Source organism: Chitinophaga sp. 05T412 (assembly GCF_056396465.1).
Genome location: NZ_JBFTLN010000004.1, coordinates 365921 through 386827 on the forward strand (window position 1 = coordinate 365921; position 20907 = coordinate 386827).

At 45.9% G+C, this 20907-nt stretch carries 10 protein-coding genes; 6 read left to right on the plus strand and 4 right to left on the minus strand.

Features of this window, described 5'->3' with window-relative positions; all coding sequences use genetic code 11:
• The first annotated feature begins 36 nt into the window (after nucleotides 1-36).
• Complete coding sequence (locus AC1DFM_RS11920) at nucleotides 37-1242, plus strand: alginate lyase family protein (protein ID WP_477076953.1); 1206 nt, start codon at nucleotides 37-39, stop codon at nucleotides 1240-1242.
• A 106-nt stretch (nucleotides 1243-1348) separates the two neighbouring features.
• On the opposite strand, the gene AC1DFM_RS11925 is transcribed toward AC1DFM_RS11920, so the two are convergent.
• From AC1DFM_RS11925 to AC1DFM_RS11940, 4 genes are all read right to left on the minus strand, one after another.
• Nucleotides 1349-3133, minus strand: coding sequence for a RagB/SusD family nutrient uptake outer membrane protein (locus AC1DFM_RS11925; protein ID WP_477076954.1), 1785 nt, complete (start codon nucleotides 3131-3133; stop codon nucleotides 1349-1351).
• Between the two features lie 24 nt (nucleotides 3134-3157).
• Nucleotides 3158-6568 (minus strand): TonB-dependent receptor, encoded by a 3411-nt coding sequence (locus AC1DFM_RS11930; RefSeq protein ID WP_477076955.1) that lies wholly within the window; start codon nucleotides 6566-6568, stop codon nucleotides 3158-3160.
• Between the two features lie 96 nt (nucleotides 6569-6664).
• Entirely contained in the window at nucleotides 6665-7651 is a 987-nt protein-coding gene (locus AC1DFM_RS11935) for a FecR family protein (protein WP_477076956.1), read from the minus strand.
• A 96-nt stretch (nucleotides 7652-7747) separates the two neighbouring features.
• Nucleotides 7748-8308 carry an RNA polymerase sigma-70 factor gene (locus AC1DFM_RS11940; protein ID WP_477076957.1) on the minus strand — a complete coding sequence of 187 codons (561 nt, stop codon included), beginning with the start codon at nucleotides 8306-8308 and terminating at the stop codon, nucleotides 7748-7750.
• 339 nt (nucleotides 8309-8647) lie between these two features.
• Here AC1DFM_RS11940 and AC1DFM_RS11945 point away from each other — a divergent pair, with 339 nt between their 5' ends.
• The 5 genes from AC1DFM_RS11945 to AC1DFM_RS11965 all read left to right on the plus strand — a co-directional run bounded on the left by AC1DFM_RS11945 (nucleotide 8648) and on the right by AC1DFM_RS11965 (nucleotide 20885).
• Nucleotides 8648-10630 carry a family 43 glycosylhydrolase gene (locus AC1DFM_RS11945; protein ID WP_477076958.1) on the plus strand — a complete coding sequence of 661 codons (1983 nt, stop codon included), beginning with the start codon at nucleotides 8648-8650 and terminating at the stop codon, nucleotides 10628-10630.
• A gap of 80 nt (nucleotides 10631-10710) precedes the next feature.
• Nucleotides 10711-12630 carry an alpha/beta hydrolase-fold protein gene (locus AC1DFM_RS11950; protein WP_477076959.1) on the plus strand — a complete coding sequence of 640 codons (1920 nt, stop codon included), beginning with the start codon at nucleotides 10711-10713 and terminating at the stop codon, nucleotides 12628-12630.
• Between the two features lie 406 nt (nucleotides 12631-13036).
• Nucleotides 13037-16129 (plus strand): SusC/RagA family TonB-linked outer membrane protein, encoded by a 3093-nt coding sequence (locus AC1DFM_RS11955; RefSeq protein ID WP_477076960.1) that lies wholly within the window; start codon nucleotides 13037-13039, stop codon nucleotides 16127-16129.
• Between the two features lie 11 nt (nucleotides 16130-16140).
• Entirely contained in the window at nucleotides 16141-18018 is a 1878-nt protein-coding gene (locus AC1DFM_RS11960; RefSeq protein ID WP_477076961.1) for a RagB/SusD family nutrient uptake outer membrane protein, read from the plus strand.
• 56 nt (nucleotides 18019-18074) lie between these two features.
• Nucleotides 18075-20885 (plus strand): SusC/RagA family TonB-linked outer membrane protein, encoded by a 2811-nt coding sequence (locus AC1DFM_RS11965; protein ID WP_477076962.1) that lies wholly within the window; start codon nucleotides 18075-18077, stop codon nucleotides 20883-20885.
• Nucleotides 20886-20907 lie beyond the last annotated feature (22 nt).

The following is a 20907-nucleotide window of genomic DNA, read 5'->3' on the forward strand; positions in this document are numbered from 1 at the left end:
TTTAACATTTATTTAATTGAGAAACGGGTGAGATTAATGAATTTAAGTACCATTGGAGGAATACTGTTATTTTTCGCGGTAACATCCTGTAAAAAAGAACTGGCTGATGCCAGGGAGAAATTAGCACTCAACAATCATGACACTGTTTTTGTGCATCCCGGATTACTGCATCAACAATCTGATTTCGACCGGATGAAAAGCAAAGTGGAAGCACATGCGGAGCCCTGGCTATCTGGCTGGAACCAGTTAATTAACAATTCGCACAGCGCGCTTAGCTGGCAGCCCAACCCGGCAGATACCATTTATCGCGGCAGCGATGGCATTCATCATGAAAACTATGGCCAGCTGTATAATGATGTTGCGGCGGCTTATGCTACCGCATTGAGATGGAAGATCTCGGGCGATAAACAATATGCCGACAAGTCGATACAAATCATGAACGCATGGTCCGCCAGACTAAAACGCATCGGCGGTAACAACGACGCGAACCTGGCAGCAGGATTATATGGATACCAGTTCGCCAATGCCGCAGAAATAATGAGAACTTACAAAGGTTGGGCGCCCGCGGATTTCTCCAGATTCCAGAAAATGATGTTGCAGGTCTTTTATCCCATGAATCACGCTTTCCTGACAAGAAAGGAAAAATGTATGAGCCACTTTTACGCCAACTGGGACTTGTGCGTGATGAACTCCATTCTGGCTACCGGCGTACTTTGTGATGACCGCGACATTTATAATGAAGCGATCCATTATTTTAAATATGGAGCCGGAAATGGCGCTATCACCAATGCTGTTTATTTTATTCATCCGGATGGTCTGGGGCAATGGCAGGAAAGTGGGCGTGACCAGGGACACACCGTACTGGGTATTGGCCTGATGGGTACATTTTGTGAAATGGCCTGGAATCAGGGTGATGACATATATGGTTATGATAATAACCGGTTTTTAAAAGGAGCAGAGTACGTAGCCGCGTATAATCTTGGCGATTCAGTTTCCTTTAAGCCTTATGCCAATTGTGTGGGCGTGGTACAAAATGTTATCAGCAGTGGTAGCCGGGGAAATATACGCCCCGTTTGGGAACTGGTGTATAACCATTATGTCAACCGTAAAGGATTGCCAGCTCCAAATTGTGCCAGGTTTGCTCAGAAAGTACGCCCCGAGGGTGGGGGAGGAAATTACGGGCCCAATAGTGGTGGCTACGATCAGCTGGGCTATGGTACGTTAACCTGCACATTGAAGTAAGCGCCAAAGCTGTAAGAAGTAAGCCCCTGCTCATTTTGCGCAGCGGATTAAGCAGCAAAACAAGTTGCAGGATATTCCTGCAACTTGTTGAAATAGATTGCTTCCATCAATATCCGGGATTCTGTACAATCTTCGGATTCCGGTCTATCGCGTCCTGTGGTACCGGATTCAGGTACATTTTCCGGGTGAACACATGTGGGTGGTTCAGCGGTACAATTTCGTATTTCCACACGCCTGAATTGTTATCAGGTACGGTATTCGAAATCTTCATGGCATGTTTATCTACATTCATTACCGTATTCGCGGTTTTCCAACGGATAATATCATAGAAACGTTTGTTTTCAAAGCAGAGTTCCACTCTTCTTTCCTGGTAGATGGCGGCGCGCATTTCCGCCTGGGATAGTCCCGGTGCAAGATTGGGAAGGTTGGCTCTTTTGCGGATTTGATTGATGGCATTGTATACAGTAGCATCGGGGCCTACGGCTTCGTTTTGCGCTTCTGCGTATCCCAGCAATACTTCTGCATAGCGGTAATAAATAAAGTTGGCGCCACTCACCGCGCCGCCACCGGGGCGTACCAGTGGGTTGAGCCGCTTTTTAAAATAGTAGGCGGTATTACTTACGTCATCTGTTCCAAAATCAATCTGATTTTTGGAGGGATGTACTTTGTCGATGCGGGTATATATCGTGTCGCCTTTATCCATCCAGTCCATTTTATAAGGTGCGCCGTCGTATACGATCCAGTCGTAGAAGCGTTTCTCGCGGCCTACATAGGGATGCTGCGGATCATAGCCTGAAGCGGGGTCCGTGATGGGTTTTCCATTGGCCATGTAAAACTGGTCTACCAGTTCCTGTGTGGGGCAGTAGTTCCCCCAGGTATAGTACACGCCGTTGATCCACACAGGGCCGCCATATTGTTCAAAAGAAGATCCCATGATGTTGGCAACTACCTGGCGGTCCCATACCACTTCTGCATTATATTTATTTCCTTCGTACCAGATGGCGGATGGGTCAGGAAACAGGTCATATGTTTTGCCGTTGCCATAAAGGTCAATGAACTGTTTGAAGGTAGTGGCGGCTTTTACCCAGCGTTGGGCGTCGTAGTTATTGTAACCGGCCACTTTATTGGGATCATTGCCTGCGGCGGGTTGTGCATCATTGAACGCAGGACTGGCGGCATATAATTCCACCCATCCTTTTAAGGCCAGTGCAGCGCCGAGTGTAGCCCGGCCGGCGTTTGCGTCGCCCTTGCCGTATTTAGGTGACAGGTAGTTGCCTTTAACAATAGAGTCCAGTTGTGTGGTGATAAAATCAACGGTTGCCGCAAAGGTGCTTCTGGGTGCATATACGGTGGCGCTGTCCATCGTATGCCGGTCAGCAGGAGTGGTAATAATTGGAAGCCCGCCGATGTGCATCCATAGCTCACTGTAAAAGAAGGCGCGGATGAACCGGGCTTCATCCAGCCGTTTGTTCAACCATTCCGGTGAGAAGTTGGCGGCATTTTTACGCACCTCTGTAATGAAGGTATTGCATTTGCGGATGTTGGTGAAGGTAGCTGTCCAGTTGGTGAGATCTCCGGAACCGGTAATGCCTCCCCATATAGTATAATCGTTGGAAGAAGCCACCACAATGCCTTGTTTCCAGTTATAGGAAGTATAGTAGAAGCCGGCATCGTTGTCGTCAGTGAAGTTATCCAGGTTTTCCGGCTGATTCCAGTAGTTGGGTAATGCGCTGTAGATATCATTGAGGAAAAGGTCGGCGTTCCCTTCTGTGCTCCATTGTAGGGCGTCTGTAAGTTTTGACTTATTCGTATTTTCCAGGAATTCTTTTTTGCAGGACAGGATACCAAGCAGCAGTATCGTAACCGGCACGAATATGATATATCGTTTCATGATGGCTTGTTTAACAGGATGAATCTAAAAGGTGACATTTAATCCAAACACAAATACCTTCTGGTTAGGATAGGCTGTTTCAAGATCGGTGTAGCCTACTTCCGGGTCCATGAATTTCATTTTGCTGAACGTGAGTAGATTTTGTCCGGAGAAATAACAACGGAGTCGTTGCATTTTCATCGCTTTGGAAATCCTTGCTGGAAGCGTATATCCCAGTACGGCAGTTTTTAGACGCAGATAACCTGTTTTCATGATCCAGAAATCAGAACCCTGGGTGTTGTTGGCGTAGGGCGACTGGTTCGCGCGGGGATATTTTGCATCAGGGGTGTTGGGTGTCCAGTGGTTGTTATAGTATTCATACGCTGAATTACTATTGTTGTTGTTGAAGGGTACCGTTTGAAAGCCACGGATGTTCAGGCCGGACAATGCAGATCCCTGGAAGAACAGGCTAAGGTCAAATCCTTTCCAGGATGCGCTGGGTGTAAAGCCGTAGGTAATGAATGGATAAACCGGGTTGCCAATCACTGTTTCGTCATAGGCGTCAATTTTTCCATCCGGCTTTCCATCAGGGCCGCTGATGTCTGCATAGCGGATATCCCCGGGATGAAGTACACCAAACTGGGTAACATTGTAGCCATCATCGCTGTTGATAATGCCATCATGATTTTTATCATCTGCCTGGGAAAACAGGCCCAGTGTATGATAGCCGAATTGCGTGCCGAAAGGTCTGCCTGTTCTGCTACGATTAGGATTGTCGCGGGTAGCAGCGGTTTCAAATATCTGCACCATTTTGTTCTTCGCATAGCTGAAGTTACCAGTCAGATTTAGTTGCAGGCCATTGGAAAAACGATAGTTGGTACCTGCCGTCACTTCAATACCATGGTTGACCATGATGCCTTCGTTTTCGTCGGAAAGTCCCAGCCCATATTCCACTGGCACCGTCACTGCGGGAGGTAATAGCATGCCCGTCCTTCTTTCGTTAAAATAGTCTACTTCCAGTGTGAGTAAACCTTTCCAGAAGGAGGCGTCCAGTCCTACGTCTGTTTTGGTAGATATTTCCCAGGTAATATTGGGATTGGCTTCCCGGGTGATGTTGGAGCCTTGTACCATGTTGCCGTTTCCAAAGGCATAGGCGTTACCATATAAATTATAGCCATTGAGGTACTGGAATGCCGACCCTGCCAGGTTACCTGATTTTCCCCAGGAGCCCCGCAGTTTAAGGTAGTTGAGTACGGAAAGATGATCTGCCATAAAGTTTTCTTCGGAGATAACCCATCCTGCAGAGAAGGCGGGAAAATAACCCCAGCGTTTGCCGGGAGCGAAGTAGTAGTGGCCATCATAGCGACCGGCTGCTTCCAGCAGATATTTATGATCATAGATGTAGCCCAGGCGGTATACAAATCCAAGCTGACTGCCGGTAATGGTAGAACCGTTGTTGTCAAAATCATTTTTATTGGAGCTACCCATGCCCAGCTCATCGATGTTGACTGCAAAATTGTTGCGCCGGGCGGAGAAGCCGGTGGAATCATTCTTGCGGGCTTCCGCTACCAGCAGGCCGGTGATGTCATGTTTTCCAAAGGTATTGTGATAATTGAGGAATCCCTGGTAGGTAAAGTACTGGTTTTTTGCATATTCCTGGTTAAGCCAGGTGTATGCTGCTGCATTACCTTCTGAGGTGGATATCTGTTTCGTATAGGTGTAAGGGGTAGTGGCCGTATTCTGAGAATAGAAGTAAAACGGAGTATGCCATCCTTTCACCATTGCGTCATTGGGGTCATAGCTGAAGGTTCCTTTAATGCTAAGTCCTTTAATGAACGGGAGTTGCTGTTCCACAGAAAGTGTGGTGAGCAGGGAAGTGGCATTGCGGTGGGAGTATCCCGCATTCAGAATTCCTACCGGTGAGTTGCCTGCAAACTCTCCCCAGAGACCATTACTATAATAGAGATTGGTAGTTGGGATCAGTTTGTACGCGCTACGGAACAGCTGTCCGGGCGTGGTGGCGGCATCTACACTGTTGGTGTTTTCGATGGCGCCAATCAGCGACAGCGACACGGTAGTGGAAGGAGTGGCGCTTACTTCCATATTAACGTTATAATCATAACGTTTGTAATTCACCGGTGCAAACATACCATCCTGGTTAAGGAAACCCAGACCGGCATAGTATCGCACTACTTTAGTGCCCCCACTTAATTGCAGGTTATAATTTTGCATGGGCGCCTGCATACGCATCAGGTCTTTCGTATTGCTGATAGGGTACTTGTCGGGATCTTTGGCGTTCTGGCTCGCATAATTATTAATGAAATCTTCGGCGAACGGCTGTTGGGTGCCACCTGGATTTTCATTCATATAGGCTTCGTTTCGCAGACGCATGTAGTCTTGCGCATTCAGCATTTTAGGATAATAGGTAGGGGTTTGCCATCCGTAATAGGCATTGAGTGAAAGCGAAGGGATGCCTGTTTGTCCACGTTTAGTGGTGATGAGGATTACTCCGTTGGCGCCTCCAAGTCCATAAGGTGCCACAGCGGCAGCATCTTTCAATACAGTAACAGAGGCAATGGAGCTGGGCGAAATTTCGTTGATATTATTGCGGATGATACCGTCTACCACAATAAGTGGTGAGTTGTTACCGGTAGTAGCAATACCTCTGATATGAATATCCGGATTATCTCTTCCCGGTTGTCCGCCATTAGGCCGCATACTGATACCGGAAACATTTCCTGCCAGCGAGTTGGAGATATTGGTAACGGGTGATTTTGCCAGTTCCTTTCCCTGTACCGCAGCTACAGAGGCTGTTGAAGAGGTTTTCTTCTGTGTGCCGTAACCCACTACTACCACTTCATTCAGGCCGCTGGCACTTTCTTTCAGGATGATATTGAGGGGTTCAGCGGTACTCACAGTTTCCGTTTGTTCGTAGCCTACATAGGTGAATACCAGTGTAACGCCCGTGGTGGCCTGGAGTTCGAAATGACCTTTTTCATTGGTCACCGTACCTATATTGGTACCTTTTATTTTCACGGATACACCAAGGAGTGGCTCCCCGCGCTCATTTTTTACGGTGCCGCTTATCCTGGCGGCGCTTACTGGTTCGGAGGCAATGACAATAACATTGTTTTCCATTGACGCGTAACGCAGGGTGGTACCGGTAAATGTTTGCGCCAACACCTGTTCTACGGTGGCATTGTCGGCATGGATGGATACCGGTGGTTTTTCCGGCAGGATGTCATCGTTGTAAATAAGCCGGCAGTGGCTTTTCTGTTGAATGGTTTTCAGCACCGTTTTAATGCTGACTTTTTCCAGCGAGATGCTGATCTTTTCCTGAGTGGTGGCGGTGGCATAGGCGGGGATGATGCCGGTAAACAACAAAGTTAGAATGAGTAGACCTGACAGCCCGCTATGCAGACTTTTACTAAAAGTCCGTACGAACATTATTTTCATAACATGGAATGTAAGAGGGTGAACGAATGGTAAAGTAAATGGCGTGGTAGTTTTTTTATGTCATGGCATTTATTTTAGAAGATGAAGAATACGGTATCAGTTACTAATGTGCACTTCTTTCCCGTTGACCAGGAAATGAAAAGGCCTTGATATTTGTAGCATTTTCAGCGTTTCGTCTATTGATTCTGTATCTATGATGCCGGAAAACCGCAGTTGCCGCAGGTTAGGCGATTCGAAATGAAAAGTGACACCGTACCACCGGCTCATTTTAACGGCCAGCTCGTCAAATGTTTCATTGTCAAATACCAGTTTATTATTTAACCAGGATATTTCGGAGAGCTGGCCACTGCTGTCTTTTTCCAGGTGTTTGGGTTGCAATACGGCTGTTTGGGTGATTACTGGTATGGTTAATTTTTCTTCCGGTTGCAGCACAACAGTTGCTCCCCGGAACGATACCGCAATTTTCCCACGTACCAGTGTGGTGTATACGGCACTGTCGCCCGTGTAGGCTTTCACGTTAAAAGCAGTGCCGAGTACATGGATGTTTATTTTTCCTGCGTGAATAATAAAGGGAATGCCTTCTTTTTTTGCGATATCAAAAAAGGCTTCGCCGGTGAGCGTGATTTCACGATACTGTTTACCAAAATTGTTTCCATCGTAATGAATTTGTGTGTTGGAATTAAGCCATACTATGGAGCCATCCGGAAGCATGGTCCTTGATTTCCCGCCGGGCGCAGCGCTGAATTGCTGCAATACAGGAGCATTTGGGTGTATCTGTTGCCATCCTATCCAGGTGATCGTCAATACAGCTGCCGCGGCTGCTACTGCGATCAGTCTGCGCAATGGTGAATGATAGCGATGTTCATGGAGTTGCGGTTTCACGGTGTCCCATATACGTTCTTTACTGTGTTGAGCAATGGCTATTTCCTGTATGGGTGTCTGCCAAATGGTGGCAGCAAGGTCCCGCGAGGCAGCGGCGGATGGATTGTCCTTCAGGAGCGCTTCCAATTCAAGCAGCTCTGCGGACGAGATTTCGCCACTCAGCTGTTTGCCAAATAAAATCCATTTACGGTCGTTGCTCATAATATGTTTGAAAATGGTGAAACAAAGGCTTCAGGGGTATAAGACAACACGAAGGAGAGAATACCCCTAAGAGAATTGGAATTTTTTTTAAGAATATTATTGATGACCGGGTAACGACGTAATAAGAAAGGCTTTCATTTTGGTTAGTTTTTTCAGGGCGATGCCTACCTGATTTTCAACAGTTTTTATGGAGATATTCAACAGCATGGCTACTTCCCTGTATTTGAGCCCATCTTCTTTCACTAGTTTAAAAATGAGGCGGCACTGCGGTGGTAGTTCATGGATCGCCTTATTAATATGCTGCATCATTTCATTGCTGATGAATTGTACTTCAGGGTTTATTTCATATTCCAGTAAAGATGCTTCATCCAGCTGCAGCGTTTTTTTATGGGCATATTTGCGGAGGTAGTTAAGCGCAATGTTGCGGGTGGCCGCATAGAGATACCATTTCAGGTTATGGGCGTGATATAGAGCTTCCTTCTTTTTCCATACGGCAATAAACACATCTGCTACTATTTCTTCCGCCATCTCCCTATTATGAACAATGGCCAGGGCTAACTGTAGCAATGGCGTGCAGAAGCAATTGTATAATTCATTAAATGCTGCTGTGTCACCACCATATATCCTTTTTTGTAATTCCGGAATATCGTTGTGCATGTAGTAAAAATACCCAAATTAAGTAAAGTGGCATACGTTTAAAATTAAGTGTCTTTTGTACAATAATGGCATGTCAAACGATTAAATGCTGATAAATATTGATTTTGGTCATAATGAACTGAATATTACTGCTATTGCTAATGTTTGTCAGATATATAATTGTCAATTTAACAGTTATTTATTTTTTTTAAAAAGATTGGGTGGATATTGTTATTTAATAAGTAATGATTTTTGTGCTTTAAACTTTCCGGTAAAACATTTTTACTCATCATTTCAACATTTGTGGTAGTTCCCAGTGGGGACGGGTGATTATCTTGTCTGCACAAAAAAAACTGCCAGATGTTTTTAAGATCAATAGCCTTTGTCTTTGTATGTTTAAGCCTGACGATACAAAGTGGATCAGCCCAACAAAGTGGCCCGGTATGGCAAGCCAATCCACAACCAGCCACTGAACCAGCTGCGGTACATTTTTATTCCACGGTAAGTACGTATGTAAATCCGGTTTTACCCGGTGATCATCCCGATCCAACCTTGTTGAAGGTGGGGAATGATTTCTATCACTGTGGCTCTTCTTTTCATTTTAATCCATATCTCCCTATTTATCACTCTACAGACCTGGTACATTGGAAAGTGATGAGCCGTGTACTATTGCCCAATCATAGTGGTATGGTAACCGATCGCCCCGGCAATGGCGTATGGCAGGGTGCCATCACTTATTTTTATGGCGCTTACCGGATCTATTTCTCTTCCGGAGGACAATGGTTTTCAACAGCATCATCACCCGCCGGACCCTGGTCGGCGCCAGTACGGGTAAAGGAGAATGCACAAACGGGACCGCTTGGTTACGATAATTCCATTTTTGTAGATGATGATGGCAAGCCTTACATGGTCATTAAAAATGGACAAAAAGTAAACCGGCTACAGGCGCTGGGAGAAGACGGACAACTCACAGATAGTGTGATCAATCTGGACTGGATCAATGCTAATCTCCAGTACAGCTGGGCCGAAGGCCCGGTAATGTGTAAACGAAATGGGTACTATTATTATTTCCCCGCCGGTGATGTATCCGGTGGGCAGTATGTGCTGCGGACTACCGCACTGACAGCTGATTCCTCCAAATGGGAACGATTGGGCGATTTTTTTAAACCGATTACCGATGTCAATAATACCTTTCCGCGGCCTAATCATATTTCGGCGCCGGTACAACTGGCAGATGGCTCCTGGTGGACAATCGGTCAGAGTTATGAAAAGCGTGGCAATAACGACTGGTCCGGTATGGGGAGGCAAACATCGCTTTACCGGGTAGTATGGGAGGGCGACCGCCCCTGGGGAGAAGCCCCGGTGAGCGGGCCTGTAGTAAAACCAGCACTGGATAATAATAATACGCCGTGGCGGAGTGTACGTACAGATCGTTTTGATACCGATAGCCTGGGACCCTGGTGGCATTTCTTAACACAACCTGCTGCTGCCGGGTATTCCCTGACGCAACGCAAAGGGTGGCTCCGTTTATCTCCTGATAGCGGGAGAGCCCACCTGTTGCAAAAAGAAACAGACCATTATTATACCGCCGTTACCCGCGTAAATGTGGAGAATGGCGCCAGGAACGCGCATGGGGGCATATATCTTACCAACGGAAAGCAAAGTGTATTTGCCCGTCTTTACTATCATCCTGGTAATAATGCGCGTATTGTATTTCAATTAGATACTGCGGTAAGAGAAATACCTTATCGTAAAGGGAAAGAGGTTTGGCTTAAACTGGAGAGGTTTGAACACCAGTTAACCGGTTTCTTTAGTACAGACGGCAACAACTGGCAACAGGTGGGCCCGCCCATCAACGCGGTAGCTATTGACAAAGCACAACCTGACTTCAACAGCTGGGTAGGCACCAGTATCGGCTTGTTTGCAGAAGGAGGTCCGGTGGATTTCCGTTTTTTTGTTTGTAAAGATGGATTCTCTTCACTACCTGCAGTGGGAAGTAGCAATTATTATGGCATCAGCAAAACAAAACAAGGCATCACCAATACCTCCATACAGGGGGGATGGTTGATGATATCGGGAGTAGATTTTGGAACTGCCGGAGAAGCAAAAAGGGTTGAACTGGTGGGACAAGCTACCCATGGGGGCCAATTGGAATTGCTCACAGATGATCTGAAGAAAGGTGTGAAAATAGCTGTGGTACAGGTGAAGCCAGGTGGCCAGCAGCTCCACACAGGCAGGTTGCAGCAGGTATCAGGTCAGCATGATCTTTTTGTCCGGTTCCCGGTAGGGCCCTCCGGAGATATCTCCATTCAAAGTATTCGTGTCTTAAAAACAGATAAATAGCCCTCTTCTTTTCTCAGGTTATACCTGGTATTATATTAATTGTTAAATTGACATTTATAATTTCAGAAAAATTCCGCGATATGAAAAAAACGATCTTTAATCTTTCCTTTTTTCTATTATTTACCTTGCCTGCTTTTACGCAAAATGTTATTGAACACGCACCGCCAGGTTTTGATACGCCGCGGGAAGCGATACCACACGGCAGCATTGATACCATCAGCTATCATTCCACCACGGTGGGGAACCTGCGTAAAGCGCTGATTTATACGCCACCCGGATTTTCCCGCAAGCAAAAATACCCCGTGCTCTATCTGCTTCATGGCATCGGTGGCGATGAAAAAGAATGGCTGAATGGCGGTACGCCCCAGGTAATCCTGGACAACCTCTACGCCGAAGGAAAAATTGAACCGATGATTGTGGTGATGCCGAATGGTCGTGCTATGAAAGACGACAGAGCCTCCGGCAACGTTATGGCACCGGATAAGGTACAGGCATTTGCTACGTTTGAAAAAGACTTGTTACATGATCTCATTCCGTTTATACAAAAGAAATATCCGGTGTACACCGACAAGCAGCATCGGGCCATTGCCGGGTTGTCGATGGGAGGTGGGCAATCATTGAATTTTGGCCTCGGTAACCTGGACAAGTTTGCCTGGATAGGTGGTTTCTCGTCTGCTCCCAACACAAAACTACCAGAGCAGCTGGTGCCCGATCCGGCTGCCGCAAAGCAGCAAATAAAGCTACTCTGGATCTCCTGCGGCGCCAGCGATGGATTAATTACTTTCAGTAAACGCACACACGAATACCTGCAGAAAAATAACGTACCACATATCTATTATATTGAACCTGGTGTGCACGACTTTAAAGTGTGGAAGAATGGATTGTATATGTTTTCCCAATTGATCTTTAAACCCGTAGATATTACCACATTTTCAAAATACCCGGTGGCAGGCATCTCTGCAGCCACCAACGTGCGCAACGCAAAGTATCCGGAGATATCGGCCGATCACCGCGTGACCTTCCGCGTTAAAGCACCGGAAGCACAAAAGGTGCAGGTAGACCTGGGGCGCAAATATGATATGGTGAAAGACACCGGTGGTTTATGGAGCATAACAACGGATTCCATTAATGAAGGATTTCATTATTACTCCCTGCTGATTGATGGCGTGGCCGTTGCAGATCCCGCCAGCGAAACTTTTTACGGCATGGGCAGAATGGCCAGCGGTATTGAAATACCCTTTACCGGGGATAACTATTACGCCTTAAAAGATGTGCCGCATGGAGACATCCGGATCAGGAAATATTTTTCAAAAGTGACAGGCTCCTGGCGGCAGTTGTATATCTATACTCCGCCGGGTTATGATACCAATGCAAATGGAAAATATCCGGTACTCTATATTTTACACGGTGGTGGGGAAGACGAATCCGGCTGGGCCACACAAGGCAAAACTGATTTGATCATGGATAACCTGATTGCTTCCGGAAAAGCAGCACCCATGCTGATTGTAATGCCAGACGCTAATGTAGGCGGCGCTCCTTTCGATGAATCCGTATTGAAAACATTTGAGTCGGAGTTGAAGGACGTGATTATTCCACTGGTAGAAAGAAATTTCCATGTTGACGCCAACGCCCGGAAAAGGGCATTAGCGGGTTTATCGATGGGGGGCATTCATACGCTGTATACCGGTATTAAAAATACGGAGCTGTTTTCGGCTCTGGGCGTATTCAGCTCGGGTTGGATGCAGCCCAGGCAGAATAATACTGCGGGAGCCCAGTACGATTTTATGAAAGCGAATGCCGACCTGATTAATAGCCACCTGAATGTGCTGTGGATTGCAATGGGTGGAAAAGAAGATATTGCTTATAAAAATTGCCAATTAATGTTGGCTAAGCTGGATGAACTAAAAATCAAATATACTTATAGCGAGTATCCGGGCGGTCATACCTGGCCGGTATGGAGAAATAATTTGTTCAATTTTGCGCAACAGTTATTTAAATAATAAGGGTGATTAAAAAGGGTGGATAGTGTATTTATACATTATTACCATCCTTTTGGAGATTCGTACCATTGAAATATACCTTCCTATTGTAGATTCGACTATCGTTTTTTATTTCAATCTCTTTAATAGATTAACACGTTATGAATGCTTAAATGCTAAATGATCACTTATGAAATTTTAAAGCATCCGGGTCACCACGTCCCGCTACAACCAATTTCAATTTTATCACACAACCATGTAGTATCCAATCGTACACTGTAGGGGATACTATCTTTTACCGTATTGTAATTATTCCAGCCGATGGCTTTGTATGAGCTGTCAGCATCCCTTATTGCCCTAACATTAAAATGTTTTGAATTCCATGTTTAAAATGATTTTTCCGCAAATGTCATGGAAATGGCTTGCTGTGACAGCACTAATGCTGTCGGGTATACTTGCCGGTTCTCCGCTACTGGCCCAGGATACACGTGTGGTCCAGGGAGTGGTGCTGGATGAAAAGAAGATGCCCATCCCCGGTACCACCGTGCAGATAAAGGAAACCCGCATCAGTACCAGTACTGATAACGACGGTAAGTTTCAGCTGCACGTTCCTGCCGATAAACACGTCCTTATTTTTAGCTATATCGGCAAGGTCTCGCAGGAAGTAAATGTCCGGCAACAATCCAATATTGCCGTCACCCTGAAAAGTAATGTGGTAGGACTGGAAGATGTGGTAATCGTAGGATATGGCCGGCAGAAGAAAACAAGCGTAGTTGCTGCGGTGTCGCAAACCACCGGTAAAATTCTGGAACGTGCCGGAGGCGTATCCAATATTGGCGCTGCGCTCACTGGAAATGTACCGGGGTTGATTACTGCTCAAAGCACAGGCCTGCCTGGTGAAGAAGATCCTCAGCTGTTGATCCGTGGACTTAGTACCTGGAATAATAGCAACCCATTGATATTGGTAGATGGGGTAGAACGTCCTATGTCTAGTGTAGATATCAGCTCTGTGGAAACGGTAACCGTGTTAAAAGATGCTTCGGCAACAGCCGTATTCGGTTCACGAGGCGCCAATGGCGTTATCCTCATCACTACCAAAAGAGGAAAATTGGGCAAAGCATCTATTCGTGCTACGGTAAACACCATCGTGAAAGCCCCTTCCAAATTGCCCGGCAAAGCAGATTCTTATGATGCATTACGTACGGTGAATGAGGCGATCGAATACGAATTGGCATTAAAACCGGAAAGCTGGAATAACTATTATCCCCAGGCTATTTTAGATAAATACCGCCATCCGGCTAACCTGGAAGAAGCAGAGCGTTACCCAAATGTTGACTGGTCAAAAGCGTTATTTAAGAATTATGCGATGTCGCAAAATGCCAACGTAAATATCAGCGGAGGAACACATTTTGTTAAATACTTCACCAGTGTAGACTTCCTGCATGAAGGCGATCTTTTCAAAATTTATGATAATAAACGCGGTTATAAACCCGGTTTCGGCTTTAACAGACTAAATGCCCGGTCTAACCTGGATTTTCAATTAACACCTTCCACGCTCTTTAAAGTAAACCTCGCCGGATCATATGGCGTACGGAAAAGCCCATGGGGATTTTCGGGTAATCAGTATGGCTCCTGGATTGATGCTTATACCACTGCGCCAGATGTATTTCTGCCAGTATATGCCGATGGCTCCTGGGGATACTATGCACCTAATGAAGGACGGGCAGAAAACTCTGCGAGAAGCCTTGCTGTGGGTGGTATCCAGTATCAGACCACTACCCGTATCACCACCGACTTTACCGTTGAACAAAACCTGGATATGCTTGTCAAAGGCCTGAAGTTTAATGGTACCCTTTCCATGGACAATACCTTCGTGGAAAGTAACAGAGGGGTTAATGATCTTTACAATGATGTACAGCGTAAATGGATTGATCCTGCCACAGGAAATGTGTTTTATAAAAGTGCTTTTGACGGCGTGACGAATTTCGATTTCCAGGAAGGGATCAAGTGGTCGCCGGTAGGAGGAGCCGTGACAGATAATCAGCGTCGCTTATTCTATCAGCTGCAACTGAATTATGCTAAAACGATTGCAGATAAACATGCCGTAACCGCCATGGGATTGCTGAACCGGAATGTTACTGCCTATGGCAGCATGATTCCCTCGTACCGGGAAGATTGGGTATTTCGTACCACTTACACCTACAACGATAAATATACATTCGAGTATAATGGCGCTTACAATGGCTCCGAGAAATTTGCCCCTGCCTACCGGTTTGCATTCTTCTCTTCCGGTGGCGTAAACTGGATTGCCTCCAATGAGAAATTCATGAAAAATATCCGGTTCCTGGATCTGCTGAAGTTCCGTGCTTCCTATGGGCAAACAGGTTTCGACGACGTGGCCGGCCGCTTCTTATACCTGACGGAATGGGCATACGGCGGGCAGGCGCGATTGGGTACTACCGGTGTAGACGCAGAACAAAGTCCCTACAACTGGTATCGGGAAGCTACCGTAGGTAATCCAAATGTGCAATGGGAACAGGCGGAAAAAATTAACGTGGGTACTGATTTTGAGTTGTTCAAAGGATTCATCAAGGGTAAGGCAGACTTCTTCCAGGATAAACGTTCTAAAATATTGCTGGCGAACCGGTCTTCCGTACCTTCTTATTACGGCACCACACCGCCAGTGGCTAACCTTGGCCGGGTAACTTCTCAGGGTTACGAACTGGAACTTCATTTCAGTTATCCGGCATCCAGGCAAACCAGGGTTTGGGCCGACCTGAACATGACCCATACAAAAAATAAAGTCATAGAAGCAGATAACCCCGCCTTACTGCCGGCCTACCAAAAATCGGAAGGTATGCAAATTGGTCAGGCTTATTCTTATGTAAGCCAGGGATATTACAACACCTGGGATGAGCTATACGGCAGCACCATGCACAATACCAACGATAATCAGAAATTACCCGGCAATTATTATCTCGTGGATTATAACGGCGATGGCGTAATTGATGCGCGGGATAATATTCCGTATGGACATAGCGGATGGCCTACTAATACCTATAACGCCACATTGGGTGTAGACTGGAAAGGACTAAGTGCTTTTGTACAATTCTATGGCGCCAATAATGTGACCCGTCAGGTAGTTTTTAATAGTTTGTCGTCTCAGGGACATACGGTTTATAATGAAGGTAGTTACTGGTCAAAAAACAACACTGGTGCGGATGTGCCAATGCCCCGCTGGTTGTCAACGCCAGCAGACTATTACCGGGGTACGCAGTATATGTTTGATGGCTCCTATCTGCGCTTAAAGAACGCTGAAATTGCCTATACCTTCAATACCGGATTTATAAAACGGGTAGGGCTGGAATCGTTGCGGGTATATCTCAACGGTAACAACCTGGCCGCCTGGAGCAAGATGCCGGACGACCGCGAATCAAATTTCGCCGGCACCGGCTGGGCATCGCAGGGAGCTTATCCTACTGTAAAGCGTTACAATCTCGGCGCCAATCTTACCTTCTAAACACGCACGTTATGAATAAATATATAAAGCCATTGCTGGCCGCTGCCGGAATAGCCGCTGTTCTTGGCCTGGCATCCTGTAAGAAATTCCTTGATAAGGAGCCGCAATCTATTGTATCAGCAGATAATGCCTTTAAGACCTTTATCGGTTTTCAGGGTTATACGGAAGAACTCTATCACTGTATACCGGATTTTACCAACGCCTACTGGACAAATTCCTGGAACTGGGGAGAAGATGAAATTCAATCTACTGCCCGTGATTTCCACTTCATCGTTAAAATAGATAATGGTGATTTCTGGGGCTGGCAATCGCAGTTCGATGGTTGGCAGGCAGGGTGGATGGACCGGAACAACACCAGCACCAATGACGACCGGTTTGCAAAATCACTGTGGAAACTGGGTTGGTACGGCATTCGTAAAGCCAATATGGGCCTCGAAAACCTCAATAAACTCACCGATGCCACACAAGAAGAAAAAGACCTGATTAAAGGTCAGTTACTGTTTTTCAGGGGATGGTTCCATTTTATGTTTATCCAGTATTTCGGCGGCCTGCCTTATATTGATAAAGTACTTCCCGGCGATCAGAAATTAGCGCTACCTCGCCTTAAATACAGCGAATGCGCAGATAAAGCAGCTGCCGATTTCAGCGAAGCGGCAAAACTATTGCCGGTGAACTGGGATAATACTACTGCCGGAAAAAGGACGTTGGGAAAAAATCAGCTACGCATTAATAAGATCATGGCGCTGGGCTATCTCGGCAAAAACTACCTATGGGCAGGAAGTCCGTTGATGAATTACGTATCCGGTGGCAGTAAAACCTATAACACTACCTATTGCCAGAAGGCGGCAGAAGCCTTTGGAGAACTACTGCAGCGCTGTGAATCCGGCGATGCTCCTTATAGCCTCGTAGATTTTTCAAAGTACTATACTAACTTTTACAGCGCTGGTCAGAACTGGTTAATGCCTGGTAGCACCGAAGCCATTTTTCGCGGCCCTTACTATAGTGCACATGGTTCTACCTATGGTACTGCAAAACAATATGGTCCCGCATTACTGACAGAAGAAGCCATCACTTTTGTACCAACTGCCAACTATGTAGATTACTACGGTATGGCAAATGGCTTGCCCATTAAAGATATCACGCAGGCAGACCCGGAATCAGGATACGATCCGGCCTACCCGTTCAAAGGTAGAGACCCGCGTTTTTATAATGATATTGTTTTCGATGGCGTGAAATGCGTGCAAGGCGCCACCACAGATGAAAAGAACCGTTATGCAAATTTGTATACCGGTGGTAGTTATCGTGATATTAGCAGTGGTAGCCGTTCCGGTTACTTACTCTACAAGTTTATTCCGATGACCGCCAATAGATTTGATAACGGCTGGAGCTATGATAAGGCGCTGAATATACACCTGCCTTATATGCGCCTGGCAGATGTGTATCTGATGTATGCAGAAGCTGCTGCGGAAGGTTACGGAACGCCGGTGGGCAAATCCGCTAACTATACCAAAACAGCATTAGATGCTATCAACGTGATCCGTGACCGCGCGGGTGCGGGACATGTTGCCGCACGTTTTACCGGCGCACTGGATGATTTCATGAGTGAAGTACGACGCGAAAGAGCCGTGGAACTATCTTTTGAAGGTCATCGCTTTAATGACTTAAGAAGATGGATGTTACTGATACATAGCCCATATACCCTGAAGAAATCTGTTGAATTTGACCGGTCGCCATCATTCAGTACAACTGATCCCAAAAATAATAAAGTACTCAACTTAAGGGAGTCAGTCATTCTCGAACGCAGGTATTCTGAGAAACATTATTGGTTCCCGCTGAAAAATTCGGATGCTAATATGTACCTGGAATTCCCACAAAATCCCGGATGGTAAACACGTACAATTCCTACATGTATCGTTTACGCTAATTTCAAAAATTCATGAATCAGATGAAAGCATTAATAGCCGCAATCGCGCTGACAGGCCTCCTGCCAGCGGTACAGGCACAAGATACTTCGGGCACTGCGATATCAAATGTACCTGAGAATAATACAGCGCAGGTGGCGTTCCGGAAGCTAAACAAAAAAGATGTATTGGGTGGCATTGCTGTGGTCGACGTATCTACACAAATGACACAAAACTATATGAACTATAGCCTCGAAAATATGGAGAGCTGGGCCAGTGGATTTAATGGCAATAGTATGTGGGGAATGGGTAGTTATCTGCTGGTGGTAGACGGCGTTCCCCGCGATGCTACCAATGTATTACCCACCGAAATAGAACAAATCTCTTTTCTCAAAGGGGTAAATGCTGTGGCATTATACGGCAGCAGGGCAGCAAAAGGCGTGGTGTATATTACTACCAAAAGAGGAAAAGCCGGGAATCAACGGATAGATGTAAGAGCGAATGGCGGTATCAACGTGCCCAAAGCATATCCCGCCTATCTGGGATCTGCGGAGTATATGACGCTCTATAATGAAGCGCGCCGCAATGATGGACTCACTGAACTATATAGCCCTGAAACTATTTATCAGTATGCCTCCGGTAAAAATAAATACAGGTATCCCAATGTAGATTATTATGCAGATGAATACCTTAAAAAGTTCTTCAGCCGCTACGATGTAACGGCCGAGATTTCCGGTGGAAATAATAAGGCGCGTTATTATACCAATATTGGCTATCAGGCTTCCGGATCATTACTCAATTTTGGAGAGGCCCGCCAAAATGGAAAATCGGATCGCCTCAATCTGCGTGGTAACGTTGACGTTAACCTGAGCGATTATATTTCCTGTAATGTAGATGCCAGCGCTATTTTTTATACCGGGAGAGGAGTTAATACTGATTACTGGGCAAGTGCTGCCAACTTACGTCCTTATCGTTTTGCACCACTTATTCCTTTAGACAGAATTGAGGCAGATGATGAAGCATCCAATGTGCTGGTGAAAAACAGTAATCATATTATTGACGGGAAGTATTTACTGGGGGGCACGCAACTGGATCAAACCAATCCTTTTGCCGCTATCTATGCCGGGGGCAACAACCGCTATATAAGCCGGCAATTCCAGTTTAATACCGGTGTAAATGCAGATCTCCGGAATTTGTTGAAAGGGCTTTCTTTTCGCGCTACGTTTGCAGTAGATTATAACACCTCCTATAATCTGGCCTTCAATAATAGCTATGCCGTATACGCGCCTACGTGGAATAACTATTCCGGACAGGACTTAATCAGCAGCCTTACCCAATATGGGCAGGATGCTACTTCGGGGGTACAGAACGTAAGTAATAGCTGGTATCGTCAAACTATTGCTGCCACGGGTCAATTCAATTACCTCAACACTATCCGTGATAAGCATCATCTTTCTGCTGTTTTATTGGTGAATGGTTTCCAGCAATCAGAATCGGCGGTATATCATCGTACCAGCAATGCTAACCTGGGGTTGCAGCTGGGCTATGATTTCAGCAATACTTACTATATAGATTTCAGCAGCGCCGTGGTGCATAGCGCCAAACTGCCGGAAGGAAACAGAACTGCTTTTTCTCCAACAGTGTCGCTGGGATGGCGGCTTAGCAATGCTCCTTTCCTGCGCGGAGTAGCTGCGATCGATGACCTCCGTTTGACAGCGTCTGCAGGGATATTGCATACCGACCTGGATATTGCCTCGTATTATTTGTACCAGGGGGTGTATACCACACAGGGAAGCTGGTTTGGCTGGAAAGATGGTACCGGTGTACCAGCAACAGAGTCGCGCCGGGGAGCTAATCCTGATATGCGTTTCCCTAAAAGAGAAGAAATCAGTATCGGTCTCGATGGCACGTTCTTTCATCAGTTAATAAAACTGGAAGGCAATTTCTTTGTCAATAAAATGACCGGTAATATTATCCAGCCAGATGTGCTGTATCCGTCTTACTTCACCACCGGATTCCCGGTATCGTCTTTTATTCCTTATATCAATTATAACGATGATAAACGCGTTGGGGTTGACTTTAACCTCAGTTTCCGGAACAAGGTGCGTGAAGTGAGTTATACCATAGGACTGGTCGGCAGCTATTATAAAACGATGGCTACCAAACGCGCTGAATTGTATGCGGACAACTATCAATATCGTCAGGGTAAACCGCTGGATGCCATATGGGGATTACAAAATCAGGGATTTTTCCGGGATGCCGATGACATTAAAAATTCTCCCACCCAGGCTTTTGGTCAGGTAAAGCCAGGAGATATCAAGTATAAAGATCAGAATGGAGATGGAGTTATTGATGCCCGCGATGAAGTATATCTGGGCCGTGGTGGTTGGTTTGGTTCTCCGCTGACATTAGGGATTAACCTAAGTGCCAAATGGAAAAACTTTTCCTTTTTTGCATTGGGCGTAGGACGATTTGGCGCCTATGGCATGAAGAATAATTCCTGGTTTTGGGTAGATGGAGAAGACAAATATTCTGCCGTGGTAAGAGATCGCTGGACACCTGAAACCGCGCAAACCGCTAAATATCCACGCCTGACTACATTTTCCAGTGATAACAATTTCCGCAATTCGGATTTTTGGTTGTATAAAACCAATCGTATAGATCTGGCGAAAGTACAGATCTCGTACGATATGAGCGGATTGCTGGGTAGAAAAAAAGTACTGAAAGAAATGGGGGTATATGTCAGCGGATTTAATTTACTAACGGTATCGGCTGAACGGAAAACAATGGAAATGAATGTGGGCATCGCTCCGCAAACGCGCTTATATAACCTTGGTATAAAAGGATTGTTTTGATCTCTTTTTGCATAATTAAGTT

Coding starts and splice junctions, on each gene's coding strand:
- AC1DFM_RS11920 (WP_477076953.1), top strand. CDS start 37: ATGAATTTAAGTACCATTGGAGGAATACTGTTATTTTTCGCGGTAACA.
- AC1DFM_RS11925 (WP_477076954.1), bottom strand. CDS start 3,133: ATGAAACGATATATCATATTCGTGCCGGTTACGATACTGCTGCTTGGT.
- AC1DFM_RS11930 (WP_477076955.1), bottom strand. CDS start 6,568: ATGAAAATAATGTTCGTACGGACTTTTAGTAAAAGTCTGCATAGCGGG.
- AC1DFM_RS11935 (WP_477076956.1), bottom strand. CDS start 7,651: ATGAGCAACGACCGTAAATGGATTTTATTTGGCAAACAGCTGAGTGGC.
- AC1DFM_RS11940 (WP_477076957.1), bottom strand. CDS start 8,308: ATGCACAACGATATTCCGGAATTACAAAAAAGGATATATGGTGGTGAC.
- AC1DFM_RS11945 (WP_477076958.1), top strand. CDS start 8,648: ATGTTTTTAAGATCAATAGCCTTTGTCTTTGTATGTTTAAGCCTGACG.
- AC1DFM_RS11950 (WP_477076959.1), top strand. CDS start 10,711: ATGAAAAAAACGATCTTTAATCTTTCCTTTTTTCTATTATTTACCTTG.
- AC1DFM_RS11960 (WP_477076961.1), top strand. CDS start 16,141: ATGAATAAATATATAAAGCCATTGCTGGCCGCTGCCGGAATAGCCGCT.
- AC1DFM_RS11965 (WP_477076962.1), top strand. CDS start 18,075: ATGAAAGCATTAATAGCCGCAATCGCGCTGACAGGCCTCCTGCCAGCG.